Source organism: Streptomyces sp. NPDC058576, from assembly GCF_042718715.1.
In the GTDB taxonomy this organism is placed as follows: domain Bacteria; phylum Actinomycetota; class Actinomycetes; order Streptomycetales; family Streptomycetaceae; genus Streptomyces.
Map to the genome: position 1 here is coordinate 86,663 of NZ_JBHXPF010000015.1, position 22,006 is coordinate 108,668.

The 22,006-nt window shown below is 69.9% G+C and carries 22 protein-coding genes; 6 read left to right on the forward strand and 16 right to left on the reverse strand.

Annotated elements, in window-relative coordinates; all coding sequences use genetic code 11:
- Positions 1-68: 68 nt before the first annotated feature.
- The 4 genes from ACFWRV_RS13980 to ACFWRV_RS13995 all read right to left on the reverse strand — a co-directional run bounded on the left by ACFWRV_RS13980 (position 69) and on the right by ACFWRV_RS13995 (position 5,067).
- The gene (locus tag ACFWRV_RS13980) at positions 69-2,570 is read right to left on the reverse strand and encodes an ATP-binding protein (protein ID WP_384333268.1); all 2,502 of its coding nucleotides are present in this window, start codon (positions 2,568-2,570) and stop codon (positions 69-71) included.
- 241 nt (positions 2,571-2,811) lie between these two features.
- The gene (locus ACFWRV_RS13985; protein WP_215111376.1) at positions 2,812-3,135 is read right to left on the reverse strand and encodes an STAS domain-containing protein; all 324 of its coding nucleotides are present in this window, start codon (positions 3,133-3,135) and stop codon (positions 2,812-2,814) included.
- A 291-nt stretch (positions 3,136-3,426) separates the two neighbouring features.
- A complete protein-coding gene (locus ACFWRV_RS13990) occupies positions 3,427-4,275 on the reverse strand; it encodes a 3-hydroxyacyl-CoA dehydrogenase family protein (protein WP_384333271.1) in 849 nt (282 codons plus the stop codon).
- A 150-nt stretch (positions 4,276-4,425) separates the two neighbouring features.
- Entirely contained in the window at positions 4,426-5,067 is a 642-nt protein-coding gene (locus ACFWRV_RS13995; protein ID WP_384333274.1) for a TetR/AcrR family transcriptional regulator, read from the reverse strand.
- 90 nt (positions 5,068-5,157) lie between these two features.
- Between ACFWRV_RS13995 and ACFWRV_RS14000 the strand changes: the two genes are divergently transcribed.
- The 3 genes from ACFWRV_RS14000 to ACFWRV_RS14010 are packed head-to-tail and all read left to right on the forward strand — an operon-like array spanning position 5,158 to position 7,286.
- Positions 5,158-5,940, forward strand: a complete 783-nt coding sequence (locus ACFWRV_RS14000; protein WP_384333277.1) for an ABC transporter ATP-binding protein — start codon at positions 5,158-5,160, stop codon at positions 5,938-5,940.
- Positions 5,941-5,950: 10 nt separating this feature from the next.
- The gene (locus ACFWRV_RS14005; RefSeq protein ID WP_384333280.1) at positions 5,951-6,700 is read left to right on the forward strand and encodes an ABC transporter permease; all 750 of its coding nucleotides are present in this window, start codon (positions 5,951-5,953) and stop codon (positions 6,698-6,700) included.
- A 13-nt stretch (positions 6,701-6,713) separates the two neighbouring features.
- A complete protein-coding gene (locus tag ACFWRV_RS14010) occupies positions 6,714-7,286 on the forward strand; it encodes a cob(I)yrinic acid a,c-diamide adenosyltransferase (RefSeq protein WP_384333283.1) in 573 nt (190 codons plus the stop codon).
- Here the strand turns inward: ACFWRV_RS14010 and ACFWRV_RS14015 are convergent.
- Positions 7,283-7,852, reverse strand: coding sequence for a hypothetical protein (locus tag ACFWRV_RS14015; RefSeq protein ID WP_384333286.1), 570 nt, complete (start codon positions 7,850-7,852; stop codon positions 7,283-7,285). The genes ACFWRV_RS14010 and ACFWRV_RS14015 overlap by 4 nt on opposite strands.
- 150 nt (positions 7,853-8,002) lie before the next feature.
- Here ACFWRV_RS14015 and ACFWRV_RS14020 point away from each other — a divergent pair, with 150 nt between their 5' ends.
- From ACFWRV_RS14020 to ACFWRV_RS14030, 3 genes are all read left to right on the forward strand, one after another.
- A complete protein-coding gene (locus ACFWRV_RS14020) occupies positions 8,003-9,202 on the forward strand; it encodes a sensor histidine kinase (RefSeq protein ID WP_384333289.1) in 1,200 nt (399 codons plus the stop codon).
- On the forward strand, positions 9,199-9,861 hold the full coding sequence (locus ACFWRV_RS14025; RefSeq protein WP_384333292.1) for a response regulator: 663 nt from the start codon (positions 9,199-9,201) through the stop codon (positions 9,859-9,861). Before ACFWRV_RS14020 ends, ACFWRV_RS14025 begins: the two co-directional genes overlap by 4 nt.
- Positions 9,862-10,027: 166 nt before the next feature.
- Positions 10,028-11,902: a glycosyl hydrolase family 18 protein gene (locus ACFWRV_RS14030; RefSeq protein WP_384333295.1), complete on the forward strand. Its 1,875-nt coding sequence runs from the start codon at positions 10,028-10,030 to the stop codon at positions 11,900-11,902.
- A gap of 95 nt (positions 11,903-11,997) precedes the next feature.
- Here ACFWRV_RS14030 and ACFWRV_RS14035 read toward each other — a convergent pair whose 3' ends face one another.
- The 11 genes from ACFWRV_RS14035 to ACFWRV_RS14085 all read right to left on the reverse strand — a co-directional run bounded on the left by ACFWRV_RS14035 (position 11,998) and on the right by ACFWRV_RS14085 (position 21,970).
- Entirely contained in the window at positions 11,998-12,444 is a 447-nt protein-coding gene (locus ACFWRV_RS14035; RefSeq protein WP_384333370.1) for a DUF2550 domain-containing protein, read from the reverse strand.
- A gap of 133 nt (positions 12,445-12,577) precedes the next feature.
- On the reverse strand, positions 12,578-12,952 hold the full coding sequence (locus tag ACFWRV_RS14040) for a F0F1 ATP synthase subunit epsilon (protein ID WP_003966248.1): 375 nt from the start codon (positions 12,950-12,952) through the stop codon (positions 12,578-12,580).
- Between the two features lie 109 nt (positions 12,953-13,061).
- Positions 13,062-14,504 carry a F0F1 ATP synthase subunit beta gene (atpD, locus tag ACFWRV_RS14045; RefSeq protein ID WP_371625936.1) on the reverse strand — a complete coding sequence of 481 codons (1,443 nt, stop codon included), beginning with the start codon at positions 14,502-14,504 and terminating at the stop codon, positions 13,062-13,064.
- Positions 14,504-15,421 carry a F0F1 ATP synthase subunit gamma gene (locus ACFWRV_RS14050; RefSeq protein WP_384333299.1) on the reverse strand — a complete coding sequence of 306 codons (918 nt, stop codon included), beginning with the start codon at positions 15,419-15,421 and terminating at the stop codon, positions 14,504-14,506. Before ACFWRV_RS14050 ends, atpD begins: the two co-directional genes overlap by 1 nt.
- A 3-nt stretch (positions 15,422-15,424) precedes the next feature.
- Positions 15,425-16,996 carry a F0F1 ATP synthase subunit alpha gene (atpA, locus tag ACFWRV_RS14055; protein ID WP_069738916.1) on the reverse strand — a complete coding sequence of 524 codons (1,572 nt, stop codon included), beginning with the start codon at positions 16,994-16,996 and terminating at the stop codon, positions 15,425-15,427.
- A gap of 128 nt (positions 16,997-17,124) precedes the next feature.
- Positions 17,125-17,940: a F0F1 ATP synthase subunit delta gene (locus ACFWRV_RS14060; protein WP_384333303.1), complete on the reverse strand. Its 816-nt coding sequence runs from the start codon at positions 17,938-17,940 to the stop codon at positions 17,125-17,127.
- On the reverse strand, positions 17,937-18,473 hold the full coding sequence (locus ACFWRV_RS14065) for a F0F1 ATP synthase subunit B (protein ID WP_384333306.1): 537 nt from the start codon (positions 18,471-18,473) through the stop codon (positions 17,937-17,939). The genes ACFWRV_RS14060 and ACFWRV_RS14065 overlap by 4 nt, the downstream gene beginning before the upstream one ends.
- A 41-nt stretch (positions 18,474-18,514) precedes the next feature.
- On the reverse strand, positions 18,515-18,745 hold the full coding sequence (gene atpE, locus ACFWRV_RS14070; protein WP_006127588.1) for an ATP synthase F0 subunit C: 231 nt from the start codon (positions 18,743-18,745) through the stop codon (positions 18,515-18,517).
- 88 nt (positions 18,746-18,833) lie between these two features.
- Complete coding sequence (atpB, locus tag ACFWRV_RS14075) at positions 18,834-19,667, reverse strand: F0F1 ATP synthase subunit A (RefSeq protein ID WP_384333310.1); 834 nt, start codon at positions 19,665-19,667, stop codon at positions 18,834-18,836.
- Between the two features lie 200 nt (positions 19,668-19,867).
- Positions 19,868-20,308, reverse strand: a complete 441-nt coding sequence (locus ACFWRV_RS14080; RefSeq protein WP_384333313.1) for a hypothetical protein — start codon at positions 20,306-20,308, stop codon at positions 19,868-19,870.
- 267 nt (positions 20,309-20,575) lie between these two features.
- Positions 20,576-21,970, reverse strand: coding sequence for an MraY family glycosyltransferase (locus ACFWRV_RS14085; protein WP_384333316.1), 1,395 nt, complete (start codon positions 21,968-21,970; stop codon positions 20,576-20,578).
- Between the last annotated feature and the right edge of the window lie 36 nt (positions 21,971-22,006).

Sequence of the window (22,006 nt, forward strand, 5' to 3'; positions counted from 1 at the left end):
CTCTCGGGGGGGGGGCTCGCGGGGTTGGGCCCCCCGCCCGGCTTTCGTCCGTCCCGGGGCCGAACTGCTCAGAGCGCCGGGTCGGTGGCGGCGTCGGACTCGGGCGCGCTCGCCGACTCGACGGGTCCACCGGCGGAGGAGGAACCCTCCGCCGGAGGCGGCTCCGGCCCGTCGGTGGGCGTTTCGGTCGGCGGGGTCGTCGGCGTCTCGGTGGGCGGAGTCGTCGGCGGGGTGGTGGGCGGGGTCGTCGGAGGCTTGGTGGGCTTCGTCGGCTTTCCGCTCGGCGAGGGATCGCCGGAGGAACTGCTCTCCCCGCCCGTCGGACTGCCCGTCCCCGGAGACGTACCGCCCGTCGTGGAGGCGCTCGGGGACGGGGTGCCGGAGGTGCTGGGGCTCGCCGAATCCGAGGGGCCGGGGGTCGTGGACGTCTCGCCGGTGGGGTCACCGGCGGGGGCGGAGCCGTCGTCCGGCTCGTCCGCGGGCAGGCCGTCGTCGGTCGCGTCCTCGGTGGCGGTCTGCTCGGTGGTGACGTTGCGGCTGTCCGGCTCGTCGCCGTCGCCCGAGGTGACGCCGAGCGTGACGACGGTGCCGAGCACCGCGATCAGCAGAGCGCCCGCGCCCGCGGCGGCCAGGTTGCGCCGGGCGCCGCCCAGGACGGCGCGGCCGGAGCCCTTGCGCGCGGCGGGGCCCGGCGGCAGCGAGGAGATGACCGTGGGCCGCTCCTCCTCGGCGGTGTCGCGGAGGAACAGCGGCGCACCCGGCATCCCGCCGGGCGGCGTCCCCGGGGCGTCCTGGCGTACGGCGGCCGCCTCGTCGCCCGAGGAGGTCCGGCCGAGGGGGGCGAAGTCGCCGGAGCGGTCCGCGACCAGGGCGAGCGCGCGGCGTCCGGCCACGGCACCGGACTTGTCGGCGAGCACGCCGCGCATCCCGATCGAGGTCTCCAGCTCGGTGCGGGCCCGGTCCGGATGGCCGGTGCAGAGCGCGAGGACGCCCAACTCGTGGTGGAAGTAGGCCTCCTCGGCGACCTCGCCGGCGATCCTGGCGGCCTCCTGGCCGATCCTGAGGGCCCGCTCCCAGGCTCCCCAGCCCAGACCCGCCGCGAAGGCCGGGGAGGCGCTGCGGGCCAGCAGGACGGCCGCGCTGGCCGCCCCCGCCTCGTCGCCCGGGACCAGCCGGGCCAGGGAGGCGACGATCGCGTCGGCCTCGACGACGGCCCGCTGCGGGGTGACCGAGGGGTGCGAGGACCACCAGGCGTAGTGCTGGGCGGCGGTACGGGCGTGGGCGGAGGCGTCGTCCTCGTATCCGGCCGCCACGAGCTGGGCGAGGACCCCGGCGGCGAGGCGGTAGCGCGGGCCGGCCGGGGAGAGCAGGCCGCAGCCCGCGAGTTCGCCGAGGGCGGCGTCCGCGTGGGTGTCGCCCACGAGGGCCGGCAGATGGGCCTGGTGGGGTACCTCGCCGCCGAGGGCGACGGCGAAGCGCAGAGTGGCGCGGGCCGCCTCGCTGAGCCGGGAGGCGAGCAGCTCGGCGGGCGCGGCGCCCTCGCCGAGGCTCGGCAGGGGGACGTCGAGGCCTTCGCCGGTCGGTGCGGTGGCGGCCTTGGGCGCGTCGTCCGCGCGTGGCTCGAAGTAGTCGTACTCGTCGAAGGCTTCGGGGGTCTCCCGCAGCCGGTCGCGCTGGACGAGGAGGGAGCCGGCCTGGACGAAGCGGAGCGGCAGGCCCTCGGACTCGAACCAGAGGTCGCCCGCCCAGTTCCGCTCCTCCTCGGTGAGGGGGCGCTCGACGACCTTCTCCAGCAGGGCCAGCGAGGCGCCGCGGCCGAGGCCGGCGAGGAGCACCTCCTCCAGGTGGGCGTCGAGGCCGGGAGTGGTGGTGTCGGGGGTGGCGGCGAGCAGGAAGGCGCACTCGGGGGTGGCGGCGAGCAGTTCGTCGAGGGCCGCTCCGCCGATCTCCAGGTCGTCGACGGTGACGACGGCGCCGACGGACCGGACGAGCGCGAGCAGTTCGTCGCGGTCGGGGCGGTGGCCCGGGGCCTTGTACACGGTGTCGAAGAGGGCGTGCAGCAGATCGGTGCCGGTGCGGCCGCGGCCGTTGAGCCGGACGACCCCGTCAGGGGCCAGGTCCGCGGAGTCGGCGGCGACGGCGTCAAGCAGTGCGGTGCGGCCGGAGCCGGCCTGGCCGGTGAGGCGGACGCTGCGGCCGCGCGCCAGCAGGCGGACCAGCCGCTCACGCTCCTCCTGACGCTCCAGGAGGGGCAGTTGCGGGGCGGGCGGGCCCGCGGGCACCGGGGGTGCGCCGGCGCGTTCGTGGTCGGCGCGTTCGGCGGGGGTGCGGCGGACCGGGGCGCCGGGGCCGGAGCCGGGCGGGATGGCCTCGACCTCGCTGCCGTCGACGGGGTTGACCGTCAGCAGCAGGTCGCCGGCGGTCAGCTGGACCACGCGGACCTGCTGCGGCGTCTGCTGGCCGAAGTCGGCGCCGCCGGAGTCGCGGGACGGCCGACGGGGGCCGGGCTCGCCGCCGGAACGGTCATGGCCCTGCCCGTACTCATCGGGTGCCCGGTGTGTCGGGTCCATCGCAAAGTCCCCCAGACGCGTCGTGCGCGGTTGCCCCTCCCGGCCTCTCACGCGCCCCGCTGTCGCTTCCGGTCCGGTGTCCGCCCATGGGTTCGTTGTCATTCGGCGGACGGCCGAACCCTAGACCTTGGCACAGTATCCACAAACCGCCGGGGTGCCACGCCGTCCAGGACGTCACGGTCCGGTGAGGATTGCGTGACTTCTTCTGCCGCCGGACACGGTCCGTCCGCCCGGCAGGTCCTCAGACGCGCGGCAGCGACTCCGCGGCGATGCCGCCCTCGATGGCCAGGATGCGGTGCAGCCGGGTGGCCACCAGGAGGCGCTGCATCTGCGGTGGCACGCCGCGCAGCACGAGGCGGCGGCCGGCCCGTCCGGCCCGGCGGTGGGCCCCCATGATGACGCCGAGTCCGGTGGCGTCCCAGGAGTCCAGCTCGGTCAGGTCCAGCACGAGGTCGCCGACTCCGTCGTCCACGGCGGAGTGCAGGACCGTACGGGCGTCCGCCGCGCTTCGGACGTCGAGGCGGCCCCCGACGACCAGCTCGACGTGGTCGCCCCTGATGTGCATATGCGCTCCCCGGTCGTGCTCCGTAGAAAGTCCGGCTGTCCGGCTGTCCGAATCTGTCTGCCTGCTCTGTCTGCTCTGCCTGTCCGGCCGTTCCGGCGTCGGCCGCCGGCCCTGCCTCTGCCACCACTGACTGCCTCAGCGACAGGGAAGTTGCCGTCTGTAAGCGAACCGATACCGAATTCACTCGGTGGAGTGACTCCGGTTCGCCGGCGGCCGGTCACTGCCGGGTAGAATCCCCGGCTCCCCCGGCCCGGACAGCGGTGGCCCGAGCGGGCCGAGGGGCGGATCCGATCAGTACGTGTAGAAGCCCTGCCCGCTCTTGCGCCCGATGTCACCTGCGTCGACCATCCGGCGCATCAGCTCCGGGGCGGCGAACTTCTCGTCCTGCGACTCGGTGTAGATGTTGCTCGTGGCGTGCAGCAGGATGTCGACGCCGGTCAGGTCCGCGGTGGCGAGCGGGCCCATGGCGTGGCCGAAGCCCAGCTTGCAGGCGATGTCGATGTCCTCGGCCGAGGCGACGCCCGACTCGTACAGCTTGGCGGCCTCGACGACGAGCGCCGAGATCAGCCGGGTGGTGACGAAGCCCGCCACGTCGCGGTTGACGACGATGCAGGTCTTGCCGACCGACTCGGCGAACTCCCGTGCGGTGGCGAGGGTTTCGTCGCTCGTCTTGTATCCGCGCACCAGCTCGCAGAGCTGCATCATCGGGACCGGCGAGAAGAAGTGCACGCCGACGACGCGCTCCGGACGCTCCGTCACGGCCGCGATCTTGGTGATCGGGATGGCGGAGGTGTTGGACGCGAGGACGGTGTGCTCGCCGACGACCTTGTCGAGGGTGCGGAAGATCTCGTGCTTGACTTCGAGCTTCTCGAAGACGGCCTCCACGACGACGTCCGCGTCGGCCACGGCGTCGAGGTCGGTGGTCGTCGTGATGCGGGCGAGCGCGGCCTCGGCGTCGGCCGCCGCCAGCTTGCCCTTGGCGACGAACTTGTCGTACGAGGCCTTGATGCCGTCCCGGCCCCGGGTCAGCGCGGCGTCGGTGACGTCCCGCAGCACGACGTCCCAGCCCGCCTGGGCGGAGACCTGCGCGATCCCGGATCCCATGAGACCGGCCCCGATGACGGCGAGCTTCCTGGCCACGTTCGCACTCCTTGGTTTCTGTTCGCCCGTGCGCTTGAGTTCACGGCGGTTCACATAACTCTCCGGCGGAGGTTAGTACCCGTCGGGCGCGCTGGGGCGGTGAAGAGATGCGCGTCACGTCTCAGATGACGGACATCACACCGGGACGCGTCATTCGGCTCCGCGCCGCGCGTAGTTGAGGACCTGGTCGCTGAGCAGCCCCTCGATCTCGTCGAGGACGCCGAGGGCGTCGTGGGAGACGTCGACGGCCTTGCGGCCCTTCATCATCTCCTGGCTGACATAGCCGACGAGGGCGTGCTCGATCCAGGCGATCTGGCCGCCGACGAGGAGCGGCAGCGGGTCGTCCTCGCTCGCGCCGGTGTCCTCGCGCAGGGTGGCGACGACGGCCTGGAGCACCTCCTGCTGGAGGTACCAGAGGCGGGCCTTGAGGGTCGGGGCGTCCTCGATGACGCGCATGAAGTCGGCGAAGCCGTCCATGAGACCGAACTCCGGGGAAACGGCCACGACGGCGGCGCGCACCTCGCGCAGGACGGCCTCGGCGGCGGACTCGCCCCGGTCGCGGGCACGGACGTACCGGGCGACGCGCTGGGTGACGTGCTTCATCCGGTCGAGGAAGAGGTCCTCCTTGGCCGGGAAGTAGTTGTAGACGGTGTTGACGGAGACATCGGCCAGTTCGGCGATCTCGGCGACGGTCACCGTCACGAAGCCGTGTTCGAGGAACAGCCCGGTCGCCATGTCCGAGATGCGCTGCCTGGCCTGGCGCTTCTTGCGTTCCCTGAGTCCCTCAGCCATGCCTCCATCGTAGGACGCACCGCACGATCATGGCGTCTCTGAAATTTTGGAGTCATTGCATTTTTTCACTGGCTCTGTTTTTCTGACCCCATGACCGTCATCAGCACCTCCGGGCTGGCCCGGACCTTCACGACCCCGAGCGGCCCGGTGGAAGCCGTCCGCCGCATCGACCTGACCATCCGCGCGGGAGAGATCGTCGCCCTCCTCGGCCCCAACGGCGCGGGCAAGACGACCACCCTGCGCATGCTCACGACGCTGCTCGCCCCGACCGGCGGGGCCGCCACCGTGGCGGGCCACGACCTGCTCGCGGACCCGGCTGCCGTCCGCGCCGTCTGCGGGTACGTCGCCCAGTCCGGCGGCGTCGACCCGTTCCTGACCGTCCGGGAGGAGCTGGTCACCCAGGGCAGGCTGTACCGGCTGAGCCGGGCTGAGGCGGCCGCGCGCGCCGAGGAGCTGGCCGCCGACCTCGGTCTGGACGGGCTGCTCGACCGGAAGGCAGCGAGCCTCTCCGGGGGCCAGCGGCGGCGGCTCGACATCGCCATGGGCCTCACCCACCGCCCGGCCGTGCTCTTCCTGGACGAGCCCACCACGGGCCTGGACCCCGGCAGCCGGGCCGACCTGTGGGACCTGGTGCGGAGCCTGCGCGACGACCACGGCACCACCGTCGTCCTGACCACGCACTACCTCGACGAGGCCGACGCGCTGGCGGACCGGCTGGTCATCGTCGACGGCGGCACGGTGGTCGCCGAAGGCTCTCCGGCCGAGCTGAAGACCCGGTACGCCGGCTCCCCCGACGCCGCCCTCCAGGACGCGTTCCTGGCAGCCACCGGCCGTCCCGTCACCCCCGCCGACCCCGCCCCCGCAGCCGTATAGGACCCCGACCGTGCTCTTCCACGACACCGCGATCATCTTCGGGCGCTACGCCCGCCAGACCCTGCGCTCCCGCTTCCAGATCTTCTTCGGGATGCTGATGCCGCTGCTCTATCTGCTCTTCTTCGGCCCACTGCTCCAGGACCTGCCGCTCGGCTCCCCCGCCGACTCCTGGCAGATCCTGGTGCCCGGTCTGCTCCTCCAACTCAGCCTGTTCGGCGCGTCCTTCGCCGGTTTCGCGATCATCGTCGAGAAGTCGACGGGCGTGGTCGAACGGATGCGGGTGACCCCGGTCAGCCGGCTGGCCCTGCTGCTGGGGCGGGTGCTGCGCGACGCCCTGCTGTTCACCTTCCAGGCCGTCCTGCTGGTGCTCGCCGCGCTGCTCATGGGGTTGCGCGCCCCGCTGGCCGGCATCCTGATCGGCTTCGCGTTCACCGGGGTGCTGGCGCTCTCGCTGGCCTCCCTCTCGTACGCCCTGGCCCTGCGCGTCTCCACCCCGCAGGAGTTCGGGCCGGTGATCAACGCGGTGACGATGCCGGCCATGCTGCTCTCCGGCCTGATGCTGCCCATCACGCTCGGCCCCGGCTGGCTGGACGTGCTCTCGCACTTCACGCCGTTCCGCTATCTGGTGGACGCGGTGCGGGACGCCTACACGGGCTCGTACGCGACGACGCACATGCTCTACGGGGTCCTGGTCGCCGCGGGCTTCGCCGCCGCGGCCGTGACAGTGGGCACACGGGTCTTCCGACGGGCCGGAGCATAACTACGCTGACCCCATGGTCAATCTGACGCGCATCTACACCCGGACCGGCGACCAGGGCACGACGGCCCTCGGCGACATGAGCCGCACCGCCAAGACCGATCTGCGGATCTCGGCGTACGCGGACGCCAACGAGGCCAACGCGGTGATCGGGACCGCCATCGCGCTCGGGCAGCTGCCCGAGGACGTGGTGAAGGTCCTCGTCCGCGTCCAGAACGACCTCTTCGACGTGGGCGCGGACCTGTCGACCCCGGTGGTCGAGGACCCGAAGTATCCGCCGCTGCGGGTCGAGCAGTCCTACATCGACAAGCTGGAGGCGGACTGCGACCGCTTCCTGGAGGAGCTGGAGAAGCTGCGCAGCTTCATCCTGCCGGGCGGTACGCCGGGGGCGGCGCTGCTGCACCAGGCGTGCACGGTGGTCCGGCGGGCCGAGCGGTCCACCTGGGCGGCCCTGGAGGTGCACGGCGAGTCGATGAACACCCTGACCGCCATGTACCTCAACCGCCTCTCCGACCTCCTGTTCATCCTGGCGCGGAGCGCGAACAAGGAGGTCGGGGACGTGCTGTGGGTGCCGGGCGGTGAGCGCTAGCGGTCGATCCGCTCGCGTTGCTCCACCGCGTCCTTGGGGCCCTGCTTCGGGAACAGCGTGTAGCTTCCGGCGATGATCAGGTTGATCCCGATCACGATGCCCATCTTCTGCTGCCAGGACTGCAGAGAGCTGATCGCCCCGTCCGGGCCGACGTACCAGACGGCCGCCTGGAGCAGGCCCAGGGCGACCACCGCTGCGAGGATCCAGCGGGCGGCCGTGCGCCACTCGTGGATCGCGCGGGCCGTGCCGTACTTCGGCGGCTTGACCGGCGGCGGGCCGCCGAACCAGCGATGGGCGACCCAGGCGTCCACCTTCTTGATGGTGTGGTGGCCCAGCCCCACCGTGAAGCCGATGTAGACGGCGGCCAGCCCGTGCTTCCAGTCGGGCTCGGCCCCGTTCTTCAGGTCGACGGCCGTCACCACCAGCAGCACGACCTCCAGCACCGGCTCGCACAGCAGCACGGCCGCGCCGAGCCTCGGTTTCCTCGCGACGTACCGCAGGGCGAGTCCGGCGGCCAGCAGAACCCAGAATGCGACCTCGCAGGCCACGACCAGTAGGGCGATCACGACTCTCTCCTCCCGTTCCCTTCCAGCCTCCCGGCCGCCGGGCGCGGACACGTCGTCGGCAGTGACGAAACGGGACTGCATCCTTCGATGTAGTCGCGGATCGGCCCGCGAAGGGAGGTCCGGGGGCGGCGGTGCGTGTTGGATGGAGGGGTGCTCACCTCGATCCGCCCCGACCGCGACGCGGTGGCCCTGGCCGTCTCCGGGCTGCTCGGGGGGCTGCTCCTGTGGCGGCTGGGCCTCCACACCCAGGGCGGCCACTCCCTCCTGGCACCCTGGGCCACCCTCGTACCGCTGACCGCCATGGGCGCGGCCGAGCTGCTGCGCCGCACCGCCCCGCGCACAGCGCTGACGATCGGCACGCTCGCGCTGGTGGCGGACCAGTTCACCTGGGGCAACCTCGCCACCGTCCTGATGTTCACGGACGTCATGTACGCCGCCGTCCTGTACGGGACCCCGGCCGCCGCCCGCCGCCTCCCGCCGGCCACGCTCCTGATCACCGTCGCGTCCACCATCGGCTTCCTGGCCTGGTTCCGGAAGCCCGAGGCGCTGCTGATCGGCCTGGTCATCGGGCTGGTCTCCTTCATTCCCGCCCTCACCGGGGTCAGTGTGCGCAGCCATCGCACCGCCGCCGACAACGCCCGGCTGGCCGCCGCCCAGACCGCGCGGCTCGCCGAGATGGACCGGACGCAGGCGGTGGTCGCCGAGCGGGCCCGGATGGCCCGGGAGCTGCACGACATGGTGGCCAACCACCTCTCCGCCGTGGCGATCCACTCCACGGCGGCCCTGTCCATCGACGACCCGGACACCTCGCGCAACGCCCTGAAGGTGATCCGGGAGAACAGCGTCGAGGGGCTCGCGGAGATGCGCCGGCTCATCGGGCTGCTGCGGGAGGGCGGTGAGGACGAGACCCCGGTCGCGGCCCCGACGCTGGACGCCGTGGACGCCCTGGTCGAGCAGGCGAACGTCAACGGGGCGACCGGCGGGCTCGTCTGCGCCCTGGAGGACACCCGGGCCCCAGGGGCGGGCGCGCTGCCGACGCCGGTCGAGCTGGCCGCGTACCGGATCGTGCAGGAGTCCCTGACCAACGCCCTCAAGCACGCGGCGCCGGGCCCGGTGACGGTGCGTCTGGGCCGGACCGGGGAGCTGCTGACGGTCGAGGTGACGAGTGTGTTCGGCAGCCGGACCGGTCCCACGGCGCCCGGGTCGGGGGCGGGCCTGGTGGGCATGCGGGAGCGGGTGGCGCTGCTCGGTGGGACGATCTCCGCGCGGGCGGAGCCGGAGGGCGACGGAACCAAGATCTGGCGCGTGCGGGCCGAACTGCCCGTGACGGAGAGGACGATGCGGGAATGACGATCCGGGTACTGGTCGCGGAGGACCAGTCGGCGGTGCGCGCGGGGCTGGTGCTGATCCTCTCCAGCGCACCGGACATCGAGGTCGTCGGGGAGGCGGGGGACGGTGAGGCGGCGGTGCGCCTGGCGCGTGAACTCCGCCCGGACCTGGTGCTGATGGATGTGCAGATGCCGCGCCTGGACGGGGTGTCGGCGACCCGGCAGGTCGTCGCGGAGGAGCTGGCGGACGTCCTCGTGCTCACCACGTTCGATCTCGACGAGTACGTCTTCGGGGCGCTGCGCGCGGGCGCCTCGGGCTTCCTGCTGAAGAACACCGACGCCCGCGATCTGCTGGAGGCGGTACGGACGGTGGCGCGCGGCGAGGGGCTGATCGCCCCGGCCGTGACCCGCCGGCTGATCGCCGAGTTCGCCGGATCAGGAGCCGGAGCGGGAGCCGCGCGCGGCCGGGGCACGGCCGATCCGGCCGTACTGGAGGCGCTCACCCGGCGCGAGCGCGAGGTGCTGGGCTGCCTGGGCGAGGGGCTGTCGAACGCGGAGATCGCGCTGCGTCTCTCCATGGCCGAGGCGACGGTGAAGACCCACGTCAGCAGGCTGCTGGGCAAACTGGAGCTGCGCAGCAGGGTTCAGGCGGCCGTTCTGGCACAGGAGTTGGGGATCTGAGCCGGGCAGCCATCTTTGGTCCAGACCTCTTGACGGTTGGTCCAGACCTTTCTACTGTCACCGAACACACACTGCGGTGAGTACGAGAGCACCCGTACTCAGGGCGGCGCAGGGTTTGCAGTCCACGAATCATCCCCGTTTGTTGGACCTCACCCGAGGAGCACCGTTGAGCACCGATACCCCCCAACGCCGTTCCAGATTCAGATGGATGCCCGCCGTCAGCGGCCGATCCAAGATCGTCGCGGCCCTCACCGCGCTCGTCGTACCGCTGGCCGCGATGGTGGGGCTGGCCTCCCCCGCATCGGCAGCCGCGTCGGCCACCGCCACGTACACCAAGAAGTCGGACTGGGGCAGCGGCTTCGAGGGCCAGTGGACGGTGAAGAACACCGGCACCACCGCGCTCTCCTCCTGGACCATCGAGTGGGACTTCCCCTCGGGCACCTCGGTCGGCTCCGCCTGGGACGCCTCCGTGACCAGCAGCGGCAACCACTGGACCGCGAAGAACCTTTCCTGGAACGGGACCGTGGCGCCGGGCGCCAGCATCAGCTTCGGTTTCAACGGCAGCGGCTCCGGCTCCCCCACGGGCTGCAAGCTGAACGGCGCCTCCTGTGACGGCGGCCCCACCGTTCCCGGTGACAACCCGCCCTCCGCGCCCGGCAAGCCCACCGCCGGCGACATCACCGACACCTCGGTGAAGCTGAGCTGGAGCGCGGCCACCGACGACAAGGGAGTCAAGAACTACGACGTCCTGCGCGACGGTGCCAAGGTCGCCACGGTCACCGGCACGACGTACACCAACACCGGCCTGACGGCGGGCACCGACTACTCCTACGCCGTGCAGGCCCGGGACACCGCCGACCAGACCGGCCCGGCCTCCGCCTCCACCGCCGTGCGCACCACCGGTGGCGGCGGCGAGCAGCCCGGCGGCGACAAGATCAACCTGGGCTACTTCACCAACTGGGGCGTCTACGGGCGCAACTACCACGTCAAGAACCTGGTGACGTCCGGCACGGCGGCGAAGATCACGCACATCAACTACGCGTTCGGCAACGTGCAGAACGGCAAGTGCACCATCGGCGACTCCTACGCCGACTACGACAAGGCGTACACCGCCGACCAGTCCGTCGACGGCGTCGCCGACACCTGGGACCAGCCGCTGCGCGGCAACTTCAACCAGCTGCGCAAGCTGAAGGCCAAGTACCCGCACATCAAGGTGCTGTGGTCGTTCGGCGGCTGGACCTGGTCCGGCGGCTTCGGCCAGGCCGTCCAGAACCCCGCCGCGTTCGCCCAGTCCTGCTACGACCTGGTCGAGGACCCCCGCTGGGCCGATGTCTTCGACGGCATCGACCTGGACTGGGAGTACCCGAACGCCTGTGGTCTGACCTGTGACACCAGCGGCCCGGCCGCGATCAAGACGATGGCCGACGCGATGCGGGCCAAGTTCGGCTCGAAGAACCTGGTCACCGCCGCCATCACCGCGGACGGCTCCAACGGCGGCAAGATCGACGCGGCCGACTACGGCGGCGCGGCCCAGTCCTTCGACTGGTACAACGTGATGACGTACGACTTCTTCGGCGCCTGGGCGGCCAAGGGCCCGACGGCCCCGCACTCGCCGCTGACCTCGTACACCGGCATCCCCCAGCAGGGCTTCACCTCCGCCGACGCCATCGCCAAGCTCAAGGCGAAGGGAGTCCCGGCCAAGAAGCTGCTCCTCGGCATCGGCTTCTACGGCCGCGGCTGGACCGGCGTCACCCAGTCCGCCCCCGGCGGCACGGCGACCGGCGCGGCCCCGGGCACGTACGAGGCGGGCATCGAGGACTACAAGGTCCTCAAGAGCTCCTGCCCCGCCACCGGCACCATCGCCGGCACCGCGTACGCCCACTGCGGCACCAACTGGTGGAGCTACGACACTCCGGCCACCATCGGCTCGAAGATGACCTGGGCGAAGAACCAGGGCCTGGGAGGCGCGTTCTCCTGGGAGTTCTCCGGTGACACCACCAACGGCGAACTCGTGAGCGCGATCGCCAACGGTCTCAAGTGATCCCCACGCCGTAGCGCGAAGCACCACCCCGGAAAAGCGCCGGGGAGACGGGTCCGTCCCCCGTCTCCCCGGTTTCTCGCTGTGTACGCGCTCCGCTACGCGACGTTCACCCTCTGGCCGGGCGGCGCCGCCTCCAGCCAGGCCAGGAAGCCGGTCAGGGCGTCCTCGCTCATCGCCAGCTCCAGGCGCGTCCCCCGGTGGAGACAGCCGAGCACGACGGAGTCGGACAGGAGCGCCAGCTCCTCCTCGCCCTCCGGCAGCCGGCGGGCGATCACCTCGATCGCAGAACGCTCCAGGCCCCGGCGGGGGCGAGGAGCGTAGGAGAAGACCCGGAACCAGTCGACGCGGTCACCGCTGTAGCGGGCGACCCCGTACACCCAGCCTTTGCCGAGGGAGTCGGGTTCCTCGGACACATCCCAGCGCAGGCTGCAGTCGAAGGTCCCTCCGGACCGCTGGATCAGCCGCCTGCGCAGGCCGAAGACGAACAGTCCCAACAGGACCGTGACGACGACGGACGCGCCCACCCACAACGCGAGGACCATCTCCACCGACCTCCTCGCATCGTCGAGTAACGAACACCGAAACCGTATTGCACCTGCATCGCCTCAGCCGCGACACGGCTGGATTGCTCCAGCTCGGGCCGCGGCTGAGTAAAAACATCTGTCAGTGGAGGTGCTAGCGCACCGCCACCGCGCGCAGTCGGACATCGGCGCGCCGCTGGGCAGCGGCGTCCGCGTCCGACTTCGCGAGCTCCAGCGCCCGCTCGGCGCGCTCGACATCGATCTCGTCGGCCAGCTCGGCGATCTCGGCCAGCAGCGACAGCTTGTCGTCCGCGAACGAGATGAATCCACCGTGCACGGCGGCGATCACGGTGCCGCCCTCACTCGTACGGATCGTCACCGGGCCCGATTCCAGCACACCGAGAAGCGGCTGGTGACCGGGCATGACGCCGATGTCGCCGGACGTGGTACGCGCGACGACCAGGGTGGCCTCGCCGGACCAGACACTTCGGTCCGCGGCGACCAGCTCGACATGCAGCTCAGCAGCCAAGGGTGGCTCCTCGGGTCACCACCCGGCCGCCCGGCCGGGTGTTGGGTCAATTCTACGGGGCGTGGTGAGGGGGGCGGGACACACCCACCCCCCTCGGTGAGCCGGAGGCTCAGGAGACGCCGAGCTCCTTGGCCTTGGCCTTGAGGTCGTCCAGGCCACCGCACATGAAGAACGCCTGCTCGGGGAAGTGGTCGTAGTCCCCGTCGCAGATCGCGTTGAACGCGGAGATCGACTCGTCGAGCGGAACGTCCGAACCGTCCAGGCCGGTGAACTGCTTGGCGGCGTGGGTGTTCTGCGACAGGAAGCGCTCGACGCGACGGGCACGGTGGACAACGAGCTTGTCCTCCTCGCCCAGCTCGTCGATACCGAGGATCGCGATGATGTCCTGGAGGTCCTTGTACTTCTGGAGGATCCCCTTGACGCGGCTGGCCGCGGCGTAGTGGTCCTGCGAGATGTAGCGCGGGTCCAGGATGCGGGACGTGGAGTCCAGCGGGTCCACGGCCGGGTAGATGCCCTTCTCGGAGATCGGACGGGAGAGAACCGTCGTCGCGTCGAGGTGGGCGAACGTGGTGGCCGGGGCCGGGTCGGTCAGGTCGTCCGCGGGGACGTAGATCGCCTGCATCGAGGTGATCGAGTGACCACGCGTCGAGGTGATGCGCTCCTGGAGCACACCCATCTCGTCGGCCAGGGTCGGCTGGTAACCCACCGCGGACGGCATACGGCCGAGCAGCGTGGAGACCTCGGAGCCGGCCTGCGTGAAGCGGAAGATGTTGTCGATGAAGAGCAGCACGTCCTGCTTCTGCACATCGCGGAAGTACTCCGCCATGGTCAGGGCGGACAGGGCCACGCGCAGACGCGTCCCCGGCGGCTCGTCCATCTGGCCGAAGACGAGCGCGGTCTTCTCCAGAACGCCCGACTCGGTCATCTCGTCGATGAGGTCGTTGCCCTCACGGGTGCGCTCGCCGACACCGGCGAACACCGACACACCGTCGTGCAGCTTCGCCACACGCATGATCATTTCCTGGATGAGGACCGTCTTGCCGACGCCCGCACCACCGAACAGACCGATCTTGCCGCCCTTGACGTACGGGGTCAGCAGGTCGACGACCTTCAGGCCGGTCTCGAACATCTCGGTCTTCGACTCGAGCTGGTCGAAGGCCGGGGCCTTGCGGTGGATCGGCCAGCGCTCGGTGATCTGCGCCTCGGCCTCCGGCTCGTTCAGGATCTGACCGAGGGTGTTGAACACCTTGCCCTTGGTGATGTCACCGACGGGGACGGTGATGCCCGTGCCCGTGTTGGTCACCGGGGCCTGGCGGACCACGCCGTCGGTGGGCTGCATCGAGATCGCGCGGACCATGCCGTCGCCCAAGTGCTGGGCGACTTCGAGGGTCAGCGTCTTGCGGGCGCCGTCCTCGGCCGGGTCGGCGACCTCGATGTGGAGGGCGTTGTAGATCTCCGGCATCGCGTCGACGGGGAACTCCACGTCGACGACCGGGCCGATGACCCGGGCGACGCGGCCCGTGGCAGCGGCCGTCTCAACTGTCGTCGTCATTACTTGTCACTCCCCGCGGTCGCGTCGGCCAGAGCACTGGCACCGCCGACGATCTCGCTGATTTCCTGGGTGATTTCGGCCTGTCGGGCCGCGTTGGCAAGCCGGGACAGGCTCTTGATGAGGTCCCCGGCATTGTCGGTCGCCGACTTCATCGCGCGGCGGCGGGCAGCGTGCTCGGAAGCGGCTGCCTGCAGCAGTGCGTTGTAGATGCGGCTCTCGACGTAGCGCGGCAGAAGGGCGTCCAGGACGTCCTCGGCCGACGGCTCGAACTCGAACAGCGGAAGGATCTCACCCTTGCGGGTGCTCTCCTCGGCCACCTCGTCGAGCGAAAGCGGCAGCATCCGGTCGTCGACCGCGTTCTGCGTCATCATCGACACGAATTCCGTGAAGACGATGTGCAGCTCGTCGACGCCGCCCTCGGCCGTTTCCTTCTGGATGGCCTCGATCAACGGGGCGGCGATGCTCTTGGCATCGGAGTACGCCGGGTTGTCGGTGAAGCCGGTCCAGGAGTCCTCGACCTTGCGCTCGCGGAAGCCGTAGTACGCGACACCCTTGCGGCCGACGATGTACGTGTCGACCTCCTTGCCCTCGGAGGCAAGGCGCTCCCGCAGTCGCTCCGCGGCCTTGATGGCGTTGGAGGAGTAGCCGCCGGCCAGCCCGCGGTCGCTCGTGACGAGCAGGACCGCGGCCCGGGTCGGGGCGTCGACCTCGGTGGTGAGCGGGTGCTTGGCGTTGGAGCCGGTCGCCACCGCGGTCACCGCACGGGTGAGCTCGGTCGCGTACGGCTGGGACGCCGCCACCTTGCGCTGCGCCTTGACGATGCGCGAGGCGGCGATCATCTCCATCGCCTTGGTGATCTTCTTGGTCGCGGTGACGGCTTGGATGCGGCGCTTGTAAACGCGAAGCTGAGCGCCCATCGATCAGCCCTCGCCCAGGAGCTTGCCGTCCGAGGTCTCGAACTGCTGCTTGAAGGCGGCGATCGCGTCGGCGATCGACTGCAGCGTGTCGTCGGACATCTTGCCGCCCTCGGCGATGCTGGTCAGGAGGTCCTTGCGCTCACGGCGCAGGAACTCCAGCAGCTCGGCCTCGAAGCGACGGATGTCCTCGACCGGGACGTCGTCCATCTTGCCCGTGGTGCCGGCCCAGACCGAGACGACCTGCTCCTCCATCGGGAACGGGGCGTACTGCGGCTGCTTCAGCAGCTCGACCATGCGCTTACCGCGCTCCAGCGAGGCCTTCGAGGCCGCGTCCAGGTCGGAACCGAAGGCGGCGAACGCCTCCAGCTCGCGGTACTGGGCGAGGTCCACGCGAAGCCGGCCGGAGACCTGCTTCATGGCCTTGTGCTGGGCGGAGCCACCGACTCGGGAGACCGAGATACCGACGTTGAGCGCCGGACGCTGACCCGCGTTGAACAGGTCGGACTCCAGGAAGCACTGGCCGTCGGTGATGGAGATGACGTTGGTCGGAATGAACGCCGACACGTCGTTCGCCTTGGTCTCGACGATCGGGAGGCCCGTCATCGAACCGGCGCCCATCTCGTCGGAGAGCTTGGCGCAGCGCTCCAGCAGACGCGAGTGCAGGTAGAAGACGTCGCCCGGGTAGGCCTCGCGGCCCGGCGGGCGGCGCAGCAGCAGGGACACGGCGCGGTAGGCGTCGGCCTGCTTCGAGAGGTCGTCGAAGATGATCAGGACGTGCTTGCCCTGGTACATCCAGTGCTGGCCGATGGCCGAACCGGTGTACGGCGCCAGGTACTTGAAGCCGGCCGGGTCGGACGCCGGGGCGGCGACGATGGTCGTGTACTCCAGCGCACCGGCCTCTTCGAGCGCACCACGCACGGAGGCGATGGTGGAACCCTTCTGACCGATGGCGACGTAGATGCAGCGGACCTGCTTGTTCACGTCGCCCGAGCGCCAGTTGTCGCGCTGGTTGATGATCGTGTCGACGGCCAGAGCGGTCTTACCCGTCTGACGGTCGCCGATGATCAGCTGACGCTGGCCTCGGCCGATCGGCACCATGGCGTCGACGGCCTTGTAGCCGGTCTGCATCGGCTCGTGCACCGACTTGCGGACCATGACGCCAGGGGCCTGCAGCTCGAGGGCGCGGCGGCTGTCGGTCTCGATCTCGCCGAGACCGTCGATCGGGTTGCCGAGCGGGTCGACGACGCGGCCGAGGTAGCCCTCGCCGACGCCGACCGAGAGCACCTCACCGGTGCGCTGCACCGGCTGGCCCTCCTCGATTCCGCTGAACTCGCCGAGGACGATCGCACCGATCTCGCGCTCCTCGAGGTTGAGGGCGAGACCGAGGGTGCCGTCCTCGAACTTCAGCAGCTCGTTCGCCATGGCGGAGGGCAGACCCTCCACCTTCGCGATGCCGTCGCCGGCAACGCTGACCGTACCGACCTCCTCGCGCGAGGCCGCGTCCGGCTGGTACGACTGGACAAAGTTATCCAGTGCGTCCCGGATCTCCTCCGGCCGGATCGTGAGCTCCGCCATCTGGGTTCCCTGCTCTCCTTGTTGGGCCCGAAGTTTCTTAAGGGGGTCTGGGGGCCGACCCCCAGGAATCTTCTGCAATTTCTGCACGGCCCAACCGGGCCGCTGGTCTTGCTTGTTCTTACGCTGTGTCAGCCGGCGATGCGACGGGTCGCCTCGTCGAGGCGATCCGCGACCGTGCCGTTGATGATCTCGTCACCGACGCGCACCGAGACCCCGCCGAGGACCGCGGGGTCCACGTCCAGGTTCAGATGCATCCGCCGACCGTAGAGCTTCGCCAGGGCGTCGCCGAGGCGCTGCTTCTGCCGGTCGCTGAGCGGCACCGCCGAGGTGACGACGGCGACCATGCGGTCCCGGCGCTCCGCGGCGAGCTTGGACAGCGAGTCCAGCCCTGCTTCCAGGCTACGTCCACGGGGCTGGGTGACCAGGCGGACGATGATCCGCTCGGTGACCGGCTGCGCCTTGCCGCCGAGCAGGCTGCGCAGCAGCTCGCTCTTGGCGGACGCCGTGGCCGTACGGCTGGTGAGCGCGGAGCGCAGCTCCTTGTCGGAGCCGACGATCCGGCCGAACCGGAACAGCTCGTCCTCGACGTCGTCGAGGTTGCCGCCGCGCTGGGCCGCGGTGAGGTCTGCGGTGTTCGCCAGCTCCTCGACCGAGTCCACCAGGTCACGGGACTGCGACCAGCGGGACCGGACCAGTCCGGAGACCAGGTCGACGGTCTCGCCGCCCACCTGTCCGCTGAGCAGGCGCGCGACCAGCTCGGCCTTGCTCTCGCCGCTCTGGGCCGGGTCGGTGAGGACCCGGCGCAGGGATACTTCGCGGTGGAGCAGTGCGGTGACCGACGCCAGCTCCTCGGCGAGCTTCGCCGCGTCGACCGACGTGTTGTCGGTCAGCGCGTCGAGACGCTCGCGTGCGGCAGCCAGTGCTTCGCGGCTCGCGCCGTTCATCGGGCGGCCTCGGCCTTCGCCTCGAGCTCGTCGAGGAAACGGTCGACGGTGCCGCTCTGCCGGGCGTGGTCCTGGAGGGACTCACCGACGAGCTTGCCGGCCAGGTCGGTGGCGAGCTTGCCCACGTCCTGACGCAGCGCCGAGGCAGCGGCCTTGCGGTCCGCCTCGATCTGGGTGTGGCCGGCGGCGATGATCTCTTCGCGCTGCCGCTGACCTTCCGCCTTCATCTCCTGGATGATGACGGCACCCTGCTCCTGCGCCTCCTGGCGCAGACGAGCGGCCTCGTGACGGGCCTCGGCGAGCTGAGCCTTGTACTGCTCAAGAACGCTCTGGGCCTCGGTCTGAGCCGCTTCGGCCTTCTCGATGCCACCTTCGATCGCCTCGCGACGCTCGTCCAGGGCCTTGTTGATGGCCGGGAGGAGCTTCTTGTAGAAGACGAAGAAGACAATGCTGAAGCAGATCAGGCCGATGACAATCTCGGGCAAGACCGGCAGCAGCGGTGACTGCGGCTCCTCAGCTGCCAAGTGCAACATGGTGGACCTTTCGTCGAAAACGTATCGTCAGGTCGCCTGGACTACTTCGGGTAGATGAAGGGCGCGACGAAGCCGATGAGGGCCAGGGCCTCGATGACGGCGAAGCCGAGGAGCATGTTCTGACGGATCAGGCCGGCCGCCTCGGGCTGGCGGGCGATCGCCTGCACACCGTTACCGAAGATGATGCCGATGCCGACGCCGGGGCCGATCGCCGCGAGGCCGTAACCGATGGTGCCGACGTTGCCCACAACGGCTGCGAGAGTCTCAGACATGGATCTGTGATTCCTTCTCTTGATTGGCCGGTGGAGATTGCGTCCACCGGACGTTCTAGGGGATGTCCGGGTGGTGACCCGGGTGTCCTCAGTGCGCTTCTTCGAGCGCCTGGGACAAGTACGTGGCGGTCAGCACGGTGAACACGTAGGCCTGGAGCGCCTGGATGAACATCTCGAAGACGGTCAGGGCCAGCGTCACGGCGAACGACGCGGTGGCGTAGACGGTACCGAGCACGGTGCCGAGCATGTACCAGGTCGCGATCGTGAAGACCAGGATCAGGATGTGACCGGCGAACATGTTCGCGAAGAGCCGGACCGCCAGCGTGAAGGGGCGCACGAAGATGTTCGAGACGAACTCGATCGGCGTCAGGATCACATAGATCGGCTTGGGCAGGCCGCTCGGTACGCACAGGTTGCGGATACCGCCGACGAAGCCGTTGGACCGGAACGTCACCGTCATGTAGACGGCCCAGACGAGCAGCGCCAGTCCGACCGGGTAGGCGATGAGCGAGCTCACCGGGAACTGCGCGATCGGGATGATCGCCCAGAGGTTCAGCATCCAGACGAAGAAGAACAGCGACACCAGCAGCGGGACGAAGGGCTCGCCCTTCTTACCGATGATCTCCTTGGCGATGCCCCGGTGCACGAAGTCGTAAAGGGCTTCGGCGACCATCTGCAGCTTGCCGGGAACGACCTTGGGCTTGGAGAAGCCCATCCAGAAAAGGGTCAGGATCGCAATCGTCCCGATGATCGCCAGCAGCATCGGCTTGTTGAACTCGACCGGACCGATCGTGAAGATCGGGTCGAAGATGAACGACCACGCGCTCGGGGCTGGGAATCCGCACGAGCCCTGGAACAGGTGGCAGTCAACCTCGAAGGCGAGCGTCTGGGCGTCAGCAGTCACCAGGAGCTCCTTCTGCATGGCGCATGGATACGGCTACCTCGTTGTATCGGAGCGGCTGGCAGCCGCAGGTCGGCACCGGACTGGTTCTTACGGTGAGGAGGCGGCGGCCGGGCCCGAAGCCTCGCGATGAATCAGGCGACAGCCGTGTTGTCCGTGCCCGCAGTACCGCAACCGAGACCGGACGATAGCAGCATGTCGAACAGAGCTTTATCCCGGCCCTACTGGTCATGCTTCCCCTCGGATCCGCCCGGGGCGTTCCGGCTCTCCGCCTCCGGATCCACGTACAGGGTCTTGCTCCTGGCGTGCAGGACGGTCTGCGTGACGATCCACGTGATCACCGAGACGACCAGCGTGAGGGCGAACACCTGGAGGTCGAAGAGGGTGGTGTTCCTGATGGCCATGATCAGGCCGAGCAGGACCACGAGCTGGACCGAGTAGACCAGCAGTCCCATCCCCTGGAAGAGGTGCGGCATCGACTTGGCGACCCACTGCAGCGCCAGCTGCCCGAGGGCCATGAAGAGGATGACCACCACGCAGCCCACGACGGCGCCGATCGCCCCCTTGCCGCCGACGACGAGCCCGCCGACGAGCGTGGCGATGGCTCCCACCGCGGCGGTGGGGGTGGCGATGCGCAGTACTTCGCGCATGTCGGACTGCATGGCGGCAGCTCCACTGGTCTGAGAGGAGGAATGGGGCGTCGTCATGGACGAGCGTAGGCCCGGTCCGCGAGGCGGTTTACCAGGCCAAAGGACCGTCTCACTAGGGTCCTTCGGCTCCGTCACCGGGTCTCGTGAACGGTATCACAAACTATTTGATGAGGTCTTTACCTGGAAAGTGTGCCAACTGTCACACATGAGAGTTAGTCCGCGCGTGTGTGCACGACAAGGCGGCGCAATGTCTGGTAATGCGCCGCGGCTTCCGAATCGTCAACGGGAGGAGTCGATGGAACGGCGATCCGCGAACCGCGAACGAGCGCCGATCGCGGTAGCGCCGTTGACGCCGGAGACCCCGACCGCCACGGGGGCCCGTTCGGGCCCCTCCTCGCCCATCTGAGCTTCTGCCGAGCCCTGTTGGGCCCCGGAGGCCACGAGGGCCGGCTTCTCGTCGTACGAGGGCGAGGAGGAGGGGGCCTGCTCCGCGGCGCGGTGCCGGTAGCGCGGCGGCACGAAGCGGTTGGCCCAGTGCGGGGTGCGCGGGGTGAAGCGCGGCATCAGCAGCAGGACCAGGCCCACCGCGCTCGCCGCCATGATGACGAACACGATCCACATCGACGCCGAGTGCACCGAGTAGCCGACCGTGCCGAAGGCGATCAGGGCCGACCAGAAGTACATGATCAGCACGGCCCGGCTGTGCGAGTGGCCGACCTCCAGCAACCGGTGGTGCAGGTGGCCCCGGTCCGCGGCGAACGGCGACTGGCCGTTCCAGGTGCGCCGGACGATGGCGAGGACCAGGTCGGCGGCCGGGATCGCGATGATCGTCAGCGGCAGCACCAGCGGGATGAAGACCGGGAGCATCGCGTGGGTGGCGCCGCGCTCGCTGCCCTCGAAGATCTGCATGAGGTCCGGGTCGACCTGGCCCGTGATCGAGATCGCGCCCGCCGCCAGCACCAGGCCGATCAGCATCGAGCCCGAGTCGCCCATGAAGATCCGCGCCGGATGCATGTTGTGCGGCAGGAAGCCGAGGCACATGCCCATCAGGATCGCCGCGAACAGCGTCGCGGGGGCCGCCGCCTCGATCCCGTACCCCATCCAGAGCCGGTAGGCGTACAGGAAGAACGCCGCGGAAGCGATGCACACCATGCCCGCCGCGAGCCCGTCCAGGCCGTCGACGAAGTTGACCGCGTTGATCGTGATGACGACCAGCGCCACCGTGAGCAGCGTGCCCTGCCACTGGGTGAGGGCGACCGTGCCGACGCCGGGGATCGGCAGCCACAGGATCGTGAGCCCCTGGATGACCATGACGGCGGCGGCGATCATCTGGCCGCCGAGCTTGATCAGGGCGTCGATCTCGAACTTGTCGTCGAGGACGCCGATCAGCCAGATCAGGGCGGCGCCGGAGAGCAACGCCCTTGGTTCGTTGGAGAGTTCGAAGACACCCTGGAGATTGAAGAGGTGGTCGGCGACGATCAGTCCCGCACACAGTCCGCCGAACATGGCGATCCCACCGAGCCGGGGTGTCGGCTCCCGGTGGACGTCGCGCGCACGGATCGCGGGCATCGCCCCGACCGCGATGGCGAACTTACGCACCGGTCCGGTCAGCAGATAGGTCACCGCTGCCGTGACACAGAGCGTCAGCAGGTAATCACGCACGGGCTGCCCCACAGGTCTCGCCGGCCATCTCAGCCCCACACCCTAGTC